At 69.3% G+C, this 11,381-nt stretch carries 11 protein-coding genes; 2 read left to right on the top strand and 9 right to left on the bottom strand.

The genetic code is table 11. The features are described from left to right. Positions 1-420 precede the first annotated feature (420 nt). Both AQJ27_RS15100 and AQJ27_RS15105 read left to right on the top strand, forming a co-directional pair. Positions 421-1,200, top strand: coding sequence for an ECF subfamily RNA polymerase sigma factor, BldN family (locus AQJ27_RS15100; RefSeq protein ID WP_054230018.1), 780 nt, complete (start codon positions 421-423; stop codon positions 1,198-1,200). 272 nt (positions 1,201-1,472) lie between these two features. After that, positions 1,473-2,696, top strand: a complete 1,224-nt coding sequence (locus tag AQJ27_RS15105; protein WP_067367748.1) for a DUF5667 domain-containing protein — start codon at positions 1,473-1,475, stop codon at positions 2,694-2,696. 90 nt (positions 2,697-2,786) lie between these two features. Here the strand turns inward: AQJ27_RS15105 and AQJ27_RS15110 are convergent, their stop codons facing one another. The 9 genes from AQJ27_RS15110 to AQJ27_RS15145 form a co-directional block, all read right to left on the bottom strand. Continuing rightward, positions 2,787-3,869: a lysophospholipid acyltransferase family protein gene (locus AQJ27_RS15110; protein ID WP_067367751.1), complete on the bottom strand. Its 1,083-nt coding sequence runs from the start codon at positions 3,867-3,869 to the stop codon at positions 2,787-2,789. Between the two features lie 14 nt (positions 3,870-3,883). Continuing rightward, the gene (locus AQJ27_RS15115; RefSeq protein ID WP_067367753.1) at positions 3,884-4,945 is read right to left on the bottom strand and encodes an NAD-dependent epimerase/dehydratase family protein; all 1,062 of its coding nucleotides are present in this window, start codon (positions 4,943-4,945) and stop codon (positions 3,884-3,886) included. A 406-nt stretch (positions 4,946-5,351) separates the two neighbouring features. After that, the gene (locus tag AQJ27_RS52090; RefSeq protein ID WP_003948845.1) at positions 5,352-5,450 is read right to left on the bottom strand and encodes a 30S ribosomal protein bS22; all 99 of its coding nucleotides are present in this window, start codon (positions 5,448-5,450) and stop codon (positions 5,352-5,354) included. A 165-nt stretch (positions 5,451-5,615) separates the two neighbouring features. Next, entirely contained in the window at positions 5,616-5,828 is a 213-nt protein-coding gene (locus tag AQJ27_RS15120; protein ID WP_004984898.1) for a helix-turn-helix domain-containing protein, read from the bottom strand. Between the two features lie 129 nt (positions 5,829-5,957). After that, positions 5,958-6,773 carry a phosphatase gene (locus tag AQJ27_RS15125; RefSeq protein WP_067367955.1) on the bottom strand — a complete coding sequence of 272 codons (816 nt, stop codon included), beginning with the start codon at positions 6,771-6,773 and terminating at the stop codon, positions 5,958-5,960. Between the two features lie 598 nt (positions 6,774-7,371). Beyond that, positions 7,372-8,544, bottom strand: a complete 1,173-nt coding sequence (locus AQJ27_RS15130) for an acetoin utilization protein AcuC (protein ID WP_067367958.1) — start codon at positions 8,542-8,544, stop codon at positions 7,372-7,374. Next, the gene (locus AQJ27_RS15135; protein ID WP_067367756.1) at positions 8,495-9,745 is read right to left on the bottom strand and encodes an MFS transporter; all 1,251 of its coding nucleotides are present in this window, start codon (positions 9,743-9,745) and stop codon (positions 8,495-8,497) included. Before AQJ27_RS15135 ends, AQJ27_RS15130 begins: the two co-directional genes overlap by 50 nt. Positions 9,746-9,805: 60 nt before the next feature. Then, positions 9,806-10,528: a VC0807 family protein gene (locus AQJ27_RS15140; protein ID WP_235613598.1), complete on the bottom strand. Its 723-nt coding sequence runs from the start codon at positions 10,526-10,528 to the stop codon at positions 9,806-9,808. 134 nt (positions 10,529-10,662) lie between these two features. Then, positions 10,663-11,307 carry an HAD family hydrolase gene (locus AQJ27_RS15145; RefSeq protein ID WP_067367759.1) on the bottom strand — a complete coding sequence of 215 codons (645 nt, stop codon included), beginning with the start codon at positions 11,305-11,307 and terminating at the stop codon, positions 10,663-10,665. Between the last annotated feature and the right edge of the window lie 74 nt (positions 11,308-11,381).

Raw genomic sequence — 11,381 nt, forward strand, 5'->3', positions numbered from 1 at the left:
CGCAGCCCCGTGCCCCAGGGGCGCGGGGAACTGCGCGACCAGCCCCCACCCACCCGCACCCGAAGAACCCACCCCGGGGGTCTGGGGGCGGAGCCCCCAGGACACCCCGCCGGAAGTCGGCCAATCCCCTGTCCTACCCCCGTGGCCCCCCGCCCAGTCACCCCACCCCCACACGGCCACAACACGCCCCGCACCCAGACGGAACCCGAACCCATCCGATCAACAATCGGTCACTGTCGGGCACTTGATCAGGCGTCAATCGGTTACAGAAGCGACGTAATCGATGATTTGAGCAACTCGGTGTAGCGCTGCCTGTACGAAGCGTTATTCTCCTCAGACGCAAACCGGTACCCCTCCGTCGCTACGACGGGTGAACGGTCCCGCACTGCACGTGATGGAAGCTCTGCCTCTGGGAGTCCCGTGTACTCACACGTCGGGGTTGACGCCTCGGGCCTGGCTACGCTGCGCGCAACGGTCCTGGACCGCTTGCGCGGCTTCGTCCCCACCGCGTACGCCGTCCCCGCCCTCGCCGCCGTCCCCGCGCCCCTCGGCCCTTGCTACGCCCTGGCCGAGGGCAGCGCGGCGGTCGGCAGACGAGGCCGCTCGGGCTCGGCCGCCACGCCCACCGCACGCCGCCCGGCCGCAGACAGCGACAGCGCCCGGATGATGGATCTCGTCGAACGCGCACAGGCCGGCGAGGCCGACGCCTTCGGCCGTCTCTACGACCAGTACAGCGACACCGTGTACCGCTACATCTACTACCGCGTCGGCGGAAAGGCGACCGCCGAGGACCTCACCAGCGAGACGTTCCTGCGCGCCCTGCGCCGCATCGGAACGTTCACCTGGCAGGGCCGCGACTTCGGCGCCTGGCTGGTCACCATCGCCCGCAACCTGGTCGCGGACCACTTCAAATCGAGCCGATTCCGACTCGAAGTGACCACCGGCGAAATGCTCGACGCGAACGAGGTCGAGCGAAGCCCCGAGGACTCCGTCCTGGAGTCACTGTCGAACGCGGCCCTGCTCGACGCCGTACGACGGCTCAACCCTCAACAGCAGGAGTGCGTCACCCTGCGCTTCCTGCAGGGGCTCTCGGTCGCCGAGACCGCCCGGGTGATGGGCAAGAACGAGGGCGCGATCAAGACCCTCCAGTACCGAGCCGTCCGCACCCTGGCACGGCTCCTCCCGGACGACGCCCGCTGAAACCCGTACGAACACCGGCCCGTACGAACGCCCCCGCGATCCCACACACTCAGCGACGCTCAACTCACCTTCCGTGAAAGTCCGTTGACTTCACGGTCCGATCATCCGTCGTCCGTAACCCAAGTGCCGCGACGCTCGTTGTGCGGGATACAGGCTCCCTGTGGTCACGACCCGGCCATCGCCGATCACTCGATCGTGTGGATGTGCTCGGGGCGTGCAACCCTCAGGACCCCCTGGGGAGTCGACCGTCTTGACGAGAGGAGGTGCCGCCAGTGATCGCGAACGTATCGGCACACCGGCGGGCGAACGCCTTCGCCCAGGCCCTGGAGGACCAGTCCGACCAGGGCACGGCGGCCGAGCAGCCCGATGGATCGGCACCGTCCCAGGCTGCGTCGGAACAGACCGGGCAGGGCCTGCTGTTGGCCCTCGCCACCGGTCTCGGCGAGCTGCCCAAACCGGAGCTGGATCCCGAGGTCAAGATCGTGCAGCGAGCACAGCTCGTGGCAGCGATGGAGGCCATGCTGCTGGAAGGCACCGCCGCGGGGGGCGAAGGCCCGGACCGTTCCGTGCCCGAGCAACGCTCGCACCGGGCACGGGGCGCGCATCGGGCGACCGGACTGGGGAAGCTGCGACCGCGTTCGCGTTTGTCCAAGGGCCTGGCCGCGGGCGGGCTCACCGTGGGCGTGGCCGCGGGAGCCTTCGGCGGCGTGGCAGCCGCCAGCTCCGACGCCCTGCCCGGTGACTCGCTCTACGGGCTCAAACGAGGCATGGAGGACATCAAACTCGGCCTGGCCCACGGCGACAGCGACCGCGGCGAGCTCTACCTCGACCAGGCGTCCACACGCCTGAGCGAGGCACGCCGGCTGATGGAGCGTGGCCGCTCGGGCCCCCTCGACCACGAGTCACTGGGCGAGATCCGCCGCGCCCTGTCGGGCATGCAGCACGACGCCTCCGAGGGCCACCGCCTGCTGTACGAGGCGTACGAGCGGGACGGTTCGCTGGGCCCCATCCAGGCCCTGTCCGCCTTCGCCCAGTCGCACCGCGAGGCCTGGGGCGCACTGCGCGACCGGCTGCCCGTCCAGCTCGGCGACGTCAGTCAGCAGGTCTCGTCGGTGTTCGCCGCCATAGACGAGGAGGTCGACCCGCTGCTCCCGGGAGCCCCGGCGAAGGAGGGCACGGGCCGTCACCGGGGTGCCAGTTCGGACGCCCCCGGCTCCTCGTCCGGTACGGACCGTCCGGCGCCCAGCGCCAGCAGCGGCTCCACCACCGGCAGCCACAGCAGCGGCAAGCCGAAGCCGTCCAGCTCCAGCAGCACCGGCGAGGGCCTGCTCGGCGGCACCACGGGCGGTCTTCTGGACCCGCCCAAGGACACCACCAGCTCGTCCCCGTCGGCCGGCAAGTCCAGCCCGACGAGCGGCGGGCCGGACGTCACCCTGCCCCCGCTGCTGCCCGGTCTCCTGCCGGGCCTGGGCATCGACAGCGAGGACAGCAGGTAACTCCGCTACGTGGCTGGGGGCGCCCTTCTCAGGAAGGGCGCCCCCAGCCACGTACGTCCGTCGCCGGCGGAACATCCGGCGAAACGTCCGTCAGAAGAAGACCGACCGGCGCTGCACCAGCAGCTTGTACAGCGTGTGCTGGATCTGCTCCCTGACCTGGTCCGTCAGGTTGAACATCAGCATCGGGTCCTCGGCGGCCTCCGGCGGATAGCCGTCCGTGGGGATCGGCTCGCCGAACTGGATCGTCCACTTCGTGGGGAGCGGGACAGCGCCCAGCGGACCCAGCCACGGGAAGGTCGGCGTGATGGGGAAGTACGGGAAACCCAGCAGCCGCGCCAACGTCTTCGCGTTGCCGATCATCGGGTAGATCTCCTCCGCGCCGACGATCGAGCACGGAATGATCGGGACGCCCTGCCGCAGGGCCGTCGACACGAACCCGCCCCGGCCGAAGCGCTGGAGCTTGTATCGCTCGCCGAACGGCTTGCCGATGCCCTTGAAGCCCTCCGGCATCACACCGACCAGCTCGCCGCGCTCCAGGAGCCGTTCGGCGTCCTCGGCGCACGCGAGGGTGTGCCCGGCCTTGCGGGCCAACTCGTTGACCACCGGCAGCATGAAGACCAGGTCTGCCGCGAGAAGGCGCAGATGGCGGCTCTCGGGGTGGTTGTCGTGGACGGCGACCTGCATCATCAGGCCGTCCAGCGGGAGGGTGCCCGAGTGGTTGGCGACGATCAGCGCGCCGCCGTCGGTCGGGATGTTCTCGATGCCCTTCACCTCGACCCGGAAGTACTTCTCGTACAGCGGCCGGATCAGGGACATCAGGACCTGCTCGGTGAGCTCCTGGTCGTACCCGAAGTCGTCGATCTCGTAGTCACCGGTGAGGCGCCGGCGCAGGAAGGCGAGGCCACCGGCGACACGCCGTTCCAGCCCGCCGCTCACCCGCGCCTGCGACGTCGACGGCGCGTTGTTCGGCGTCGACGGCTGAGGCGGCTGTTCCTCACGCGTCACAGGAACATCATCCTGCGGGAAGGTCCGGCCGGGCAGGGGCTGGACCTCACGTACCACCACGGGATCGCCCTTGCGCCGGCTCCCCGCGGCCCGCCGCCGCGGCGGGCGCTGCACAGCACCCCCGCGCGACCGGTCGTCGTCGAACGGAATGACCTTGGCGTCCGCCATCGTCGATGCGCTCCTCAGTTGGCGCTCAGTGTCGGGGGGTGGCCGCCGCCCACGTAACGCAGCGCGGCGATCCGGTCGACGGCCCCCGCGAGGGCCTCGGGGGGCAGGAGTCCGGGCCCCCGGCTGCGTGCGAAGTCCGCGAAGGTCTCCGCGGTCGAGTATCTCGGTTTGTAGCCCAGCGTCTCGCGCATCTGGTTCGTCGACACGACCCTGCCGTGGGTGAGCAGCCGCAACTGCTCCGGCGAGAAGTCCGTCACGCCCAGGGTACGCACCGCCGTGCCCGCCCAGCTGAGCGCCGGCAGCAGCAGAGGCACCGTGGGGCGGCCCAGGCGCCGAGCGCACTGCGAGAGCAACAGGACGCCGTCTCCGGCGATGTTGAAGGTGCCGCTGTTGAGCGTGCCGCGCTGTGGATCGTGCGAGGCGATCCGCAGTACCTCGATCACGTCGTCCTCGTGCACGAACTGCAGCCGCGGGTCGTAGCCGAAGACGGTCGGCAGCACCGGCAGCGCGAAGTACGAGGCGAGCGGCGAGTCGGCGCTCGGCCCGAGGATGTTCGCGAACCGCAGCACGCACACGGCGACGTCGGGCCGCCGCCGCGCGAAGCCACGCACATACCCCTCGACCTCCACCGTGTCCTTCGCGAAGCCGCCGCTGGGCAGCGACTTGGGCGGGGTGGTCTCGGTGAACACGGCCGGATCCCGCGGCGCGGACCCGTAGACGTTCGTACTGGACTTCACGACGAGCCGCTTGACCGACGGGGACTTCTGGCAGGCGCCCAGCAGCTGCATGGTGCCGATGACGTTGGTCTCCTTGACCGTCGTCCGGCTGCCGCCGCCCAGCGCGATGCCCGTCACGTCCATGTGGACGACCGTGTCGACGGAGTGCTCGGCGAGCACGCGGGCGATCGTGGGCTGGCGGATGTCGGCCTGGACGAACTCGGCCTCGCCCAGATGGTGCTCGGGCAGCACCGCGTCCACGGCGATCACCCGGTCCACCTGAGGGTCACGCTGGATCCGTCGTACGAACCGGCCTCCCAGCTGACGGGCCACTCCGGTGACGAGCACGACCTTCCCCAAGATCAGCGCCTCTCTTCCCGTTCTGGACGTGAGCCGACGTAGCTCCGCTCGTACCCTGCCGTGTTCCCCGTGTGCCGCCAACCTAGCGGGTTGATGTTGCGCTGTGATGACCACCCGATGCACGAAGTGACGACAGCCACGAACGTACGATCAGACCAAGCCACATGGCACATGGGCGTATGCACAGCATCGCCCTCCGGGGCCCTCGCGCAGGAGACGCGCGCCCGCTCCCCACGGAAAGTACCCGCTCTGGGCGAAAGCCGCCGCGACGGCGGAGGCCGGTACGCCTAGAGCCTGGCCGGAAAACGGCTGTGGCCCCCCACCGGCCGGTGGGGGGCCACAGAGCGCGCCGTTCGCAGCGCTCGCACAAGCGCAAGGACGAGCCCCGACGATGCGGGGCGCGGACTTACTTCTTGTTGCGACGCTGAACGCGAGTGCGCTTAAGCAGCTTGCGGTGCTTCTTCTTGGCCATCCGCTTGCGCCGCTTCTTGATAACAGAGCCCACGACTACCCTCGCTCACTTCTCTTTACTCGGTGCTGGGCTGCATGGGCCCACACGACCTATGAGGGGCCAGCCTACCCGTCCGAGCGCTGAGGTCGTAATCGAGGGGATCCGAGTGGATTCCCGAGGCGGCCACAAGGACCTCTCGGGAACCCCTCGAAGCAATTGTCAGGCTGTCTCCACCCCCACATAGCTCTCGCGGAGGTACTCGTGAACCGCTTGCTCCGGCACCCGGAAGGACCTCCCCACCCGGATCGCCGGCAGATGACCGCTGTGCACCAAGCGGTACACGGTCATCTTCGACACTCGCATCACCGAGGCGACTTCCGCCACGGTAAGGAACTGAACCTCGTTCAGAGGCCTCTCGCCAGCTGCAGCCATGACACACCTGAACCTTCCGCACTCGACGGCCACCGGCTTCCCCTTCCGGTGACTCTTCGTCGTTGCGTGCTCACTCCCCAATGTAGGGGCGGGTGATGCGAGTGGGGAAGAGGAGATGCCATCGGCCGCCTACTGTGACAGACACGCTCGATTGAGTACATAGCGAGTAAGCGGTCGGTAGTAATCAGACCGCACAGCGTCATCAAGCGGAACGACGACGGACACCCGCCCCTCTGCCTCTCCGACGAAGAGCGCAGGATCGTCCGTATCGGCCAGCCCCATGGCCTCGAACCCCAGCTGACCTGCTCCGCAGACCCAGCCGTGGTCCCCGATGACGAGTTCCGGGAGCGGCCCGCCGCCCTCCGCGGCGGCTGCCAGAACCGTCCGAACCGGCAGCGGTGAGTGGGTATGTGCGCCGGTCGCACCACCGGGGGCTTGCGCGCCGGGTTCGCGTACCAGCGCGACACCTTGTACGTAGTCAAGGTTGTACGTGCGTAGACCGAACCGGGTCGTTATGTCGACAGAGCTACCCTGCGCGGGGGTGAGGACGGTACATCCCGCCGCCGACAGGGCGTCCGCAAGGGCGGCGTAGAAACCGAGCAGACGGTGCGGGTGACCGGTTCCGAGGAGTACCGGCTCGCGCTTCCTGGCCGCCGTTCCGAGTCGCGCCGCGAAGGAATCGAGCGCGACCAGAGTCCGCTCAGGGTCGATCACATCATGCCCACTCGTGTGCGCCGGATCGGCCGAAACTCCACACTTGTCGGCCATCAGCTCGATCAGATCCCGCTGCCCCCACGTCCACTCGGGATCGAGCCCGAGCAGCACACGCGGATCGCGGGCCGCGAAGAGTCGATAACTCCGCAGACTCTCCTCACGCGAGGTGGCAACGGGCCCGGCCAACCGGGCCGCCAGCAGGTGCGCACGTAATACTCCGGTGCTCAACACGACAGCGATGCTGACGCACATGAACCCCCTTCACCCCGAATTTCCCGAAAACGCCCCACAGTTGGCGTAATGCACACTCTGGCCCCCTATCCCCCGACAGAACGGGAACCCAAGCACAACAGAACACCCAGAACACAGCCCCAGACGGGACATGGGAGCACGGCCTCGGCGGGGGTCCGAGGCGGAGCCTGGCCGAGGGCAGGTTTCCGAGGGGGGGAGGGGCGGAGCCCTGCAGGGGCCCTGGGGCACAGCCCCTCCGGGGTCCGGGGGCACAGCCCCCAGGGGGGTGCAGGGGCGGAGCCCCGCCGGGGTCGAAGGCGCACAGCCCCCAGAGTGCAGGGGCGCAGCCCCGCCAGGATCTGGGGGCGCAGCCGTGCAGGGGTCTGGGGGCACAGCCCCGCCGGAGTCCGGGGGCACAACCCCGCCGGAGTCCGGGGGCACAACCCCGCCGGAGTCCGCTGCCCCGCCGGGGTCCGCTGCCCGCCGGGGTCCGGGGGGGGCGCAGCCCCCAGCGGGTGCAGGGGCGCAGCCCCGCCGGGGGCGAAGGGGCGGAGCCCCTGGGGATGGGTCGGGTAGGGGCGGCGGGGGCGAAGAAGGGTCAGGGGAGGAGGCCCCGTAGGGGGAACACGGCGCGGCGCGTCGCGACGATCGCCTGGTCGAGACGATCGGCCGGGTCGTACCCGGACTCCCACCCCTTCCAGGACACGGGCCACCGCCCGTCCGTCATCCGCACGGGCGCCAACTGCCGCGTACGAGCGAAGACCTCCTGCCGCCAGCTCTCGGGAATCACCGTCTCGGGGTCGATCGGCCGCCCCGCCGCGACGGCGACCAGATGCGTCCACGACCGCGGCACGACGTCCACGACCGCGTACCCGCCCCCACCCAACGCGACCCACCGCCCGTCGGCGTACTCGTGCGCCAGGTCGTGACAGGCGACCTGCACGGCCCGCTGCGCGTCGAGCGAGACGGCGAGATGAGCGAGCGGGTCCTCGAAGTGGGTGTCGGCACCGTGCTGGGTGACAAGCACCTGCGGCCGAAACTCGGCGACGAGCTCCGGCACCACGGAGTGGAACGCCCGCAGCCACCCCGCGTCCCCGGTCCCGGCCGGCAGCGCGACATTGACGGCGGAGCCCTCCGCCGAGGAGGCCCCCGTCTCCTCCGGCCACCCGGTCTGCGGGAACAACGTCCGCGGATGCTCGTGCAGCGAGATCGTCAGAACCCGGGGGTCCTCCCAGAACGCCGCCTGCACCCCGTCCCCGTGATGCACATCGACATCCACGTACGCGACCCGCTCGGCCCCCAGCTCCAGCAGCCGCGCGATCGCGAGCGAGGCGTCGTTGTAGATGCAGAACCCGGACGCCCCACCCGGCATCGCATGGTGCAGCCCACCCGCGAAGTTCACCGCGTGCAGCGCGTCCCCGTGCCACACCGCCTCCGCCGCCCCGACCGACTGCCCTGCGATCATCGCCGACACCTCGTGCATTCCCGCGAAGGCGGGATCGTCCATGGTCCCGAGCCCGTACGAGGCATCCGCGGCCCCCGGATCCACCGACGCGGCCTTGACCGCCTCGACATAGTCCTCACGATGCACGAGCCGCAACGTCGACTCCCCGGCCGGCTTCGCCGCGACGACATCCATCTCCCGGTCGAGCCCGAAGGCATCGACCAGTCGTCGGGTCAGCGCCAGCCGGACCGGATCCATCGGATGGTCCGGGCCGAAGTCATAGCCCGTTACTGCCTCGTCCCACATCAGCTGTGCGCGGCCGCTCATGTCCGTCACCGTATCGGTCCGGTTCGGGCGCGAACGAGCGGGCGTACCCCAAGGTCGCAAGTACCAACACCATCGGCACAAGCATGGCGCCCCGGTAGTTCCACGCGTCGCCCAACGCCCCCACCAACGGCGAACCGATCAGGAACCCGACGTAATTGAAGATGTTCAGCCGTGCGATGGCAGCGTCCGAAGCCCCGGGAAACAACCGTCCGGCCGCCGCGAACGTCTGCGGCACCAGCACGCACAACCCCAGCCCCAGCAACGTGAACCCGAGCATCCCGACCCACGCCCCCGGCGCCACCGCCACCACCGCGAACCCCAGCGCCGCCACGACCGCCCCCAGCCGTACGACGGCCACCGCCCCGAACCGCCGCACCCCGAAGTCCCCGACAGCCCGCCCCACCAGCGTCATCACCATGTAGACGTTGTAGGGAACGGTCGCCAACTGCTCCGAACTGCCCAGCACATCCTGCAGATACTTCGCACTCCAGTTTGAAACCGTCGAGTCCCCGATGTACGCGAACGTCATCACCAGACACAGCGGCAACAGCAGCCTGAAGACCAGGGCCCCACTCTCCCCCTGCCCCTTCCCGACCTCCGCATCGACACCGGCATCGGCATCGGTCTCAAGACCAGAGGCGGCGCCCCCGTCGACGTACCACCGACTCCCCACGAGCGCCGCCGGCAGCAGCACGAGCACCACCGGGAGATAGGACACGAACAGCGAGAGATGCCAGTGCGCTCCCACCCACGCGAGCGAGGCGCCCACGATCCCGCCCAGGCTGTACGTGGCGTGGAAACCGAGCATGATGCTGCGCCCGTACGTCCGCTGGAGGCTCACCCCGAGCATGTTCATGGACGCGTCGAGCGCGCCGACCGCGAGCCCGAAGGCACCGAGCGCGACCGCCAGTTCGACCAGCCGGTCCCCCGCCCCGACCCCGAGCAGCGCAAGGAGCACAACGGGCTGGGACCAGCGCAGCAGCCGACTGGGCCGTATTCGCTTCACCAGCTGCTCGGTCGTCACGCTGCCGACCCCGGCGAGGATCGGCACGGCGGCCAGGAACGCGGGCAGCAGCGCGTCGGAGACGCCGTACCGGTCCTGGATGGCCGGAATGCGCGTCACGAGCAGGGCAAAGGTGGCGCCCTGAGCGAAGAAGCTGAACGCCAAAGAGGCCCTACCGCGCCGCAGCACATCTGTCATGGCGGCGAGCGTAGGGCCCCGGCATACCGGTGGGTAGATCCAGCCGAAGATGAATTTTGCTCAACTCTTCGACTGGATGGTCCCGGCGACCTCGTTCTCCAGCATCTTCTCCATCGGAACGACCGCCAGCCGCCCACCGACCAGCATGGCCACCACGATCGAACCGATCATCACGACCGTGCCCAGCCAGACCATGGTGTCGACCGGCAGGGTGTACGCCCCCACGACCCGCGCGACGCACTCGCTGAGCAGCACCACGCCCCAGACCAGGGAGAAGGTCCGCTCGGCCTTCCGGAACCGCGGGGAGCCTGCCGCCAGCCGGTCCCACGCGGCGTTCTTGGCCGCGTCGCCCTTGATGAGGAACGGCTTCATGCCCGCCGTCATCATCGGCCGGCCGAGCTTCACGGACACCAGGATGCCGATGCCGATCGCGCTGCTGACCCCGCTGTCCTTGGCCAGCATCAGCCGCGGGTCACCGGCGACGAGGCTGAGCGCCAGCCCGACGACGTTGACGAACAGAATCAGCCCGGCCAGGGCGTTGGCCTTGCGCTCCTTCACCGCGCCCCACACGGTCCGCACCGCCGGCACCACACTGCTCCAGCCGAGGGCCGCCATGGTGCTCATGCCGAACCCGTTCTTGAGGAGGTAGTACGACCCGACGGGCACCGCCACGTCGAGGATCAGCGGCAGGAAGCTGGGCCTGGCGGCGACACCGGCGCTCGTGGCGGCCGGTGCCTCGACGGTGGTCGCTCCAGTGCTGGTCTCGATGGCCGTGATGCTCATGATCGGGTCCCTCCGTCGTCGCTGTGTACGTCCCGTTCCGATGTACTCAGCTTCGCGGTCGGACCCCACTCGCCAACAGAAACGATCGTCCGGAGCTCGGCGTGACAAATGTCAGTGCCGCGCGATGGGTGCCGTCATACGAGCAGGTCAGCCAACTCGCCCAGCTCGGAGAAGAGTTGAGTGGCGCCGGCGAGCTTGGCGGCCGGCGTCATCGCGGTGAACCCGTACACGTCCATCCCCGCGGCGTTCGCCGCCCGCACCCCGAGCGGACTGTCCTCCACGACGACACACCGCTCCGGCGCCACGCCCATCCGCTCGGCGGCGTGAAGAAACAGATCGGGGGCCGGCTTGCCCCGCCCCACGTCCTGCGAACTGAAGACACGCCCTTCACCGAACCATCGGTCGATCCCGGTCTTCCGATGGCCCACCCGGATCCGCTCATGGCTCCCGGAGGAGGCCACGCAGTACGGCACCTCGTCCGCGGCCAGCTTCTCCAGCAACTGCACGGCACCGGGAACGGGTTGCAGCTCCCGCTCGAAGGCGGCGAACACCCGCCCGTGAAAGACGTCGTCGAAGTCCTCCGGCAGCCGCTGCCCACTCCGCTCCTGGACGAGCTCGTGGATGCGGTGCATGGCAGACCCCATGTAGTCCCGGATGGACTCCTCGTACGAGGTCGGGTGCCCGAGTTCGGTCAGATAAGCGGCCAGGATCGTGTTGGAGATCGGCTCACTGTCCACGAGGACGCCGTCGTTGTCGAAGATCACCAAGTCATAGCGCATGACAAAACACTAGACCCCCAAACGCAGAAAACCCCCGTACCGATTTCCCGGTACGGGGGTTCTCCCTACAATTA

It is taken from the genome of Streptomyces olivochromogenes (assembly GCF_001514115.1).
Taxonomy (GTDB): domain Bacteria; phylum Actinomycetota; class Actinomycetes; order Streptomycetales; family Streptomycetaceae; genus Streptomyces; species Streptomyces olivochromogenes.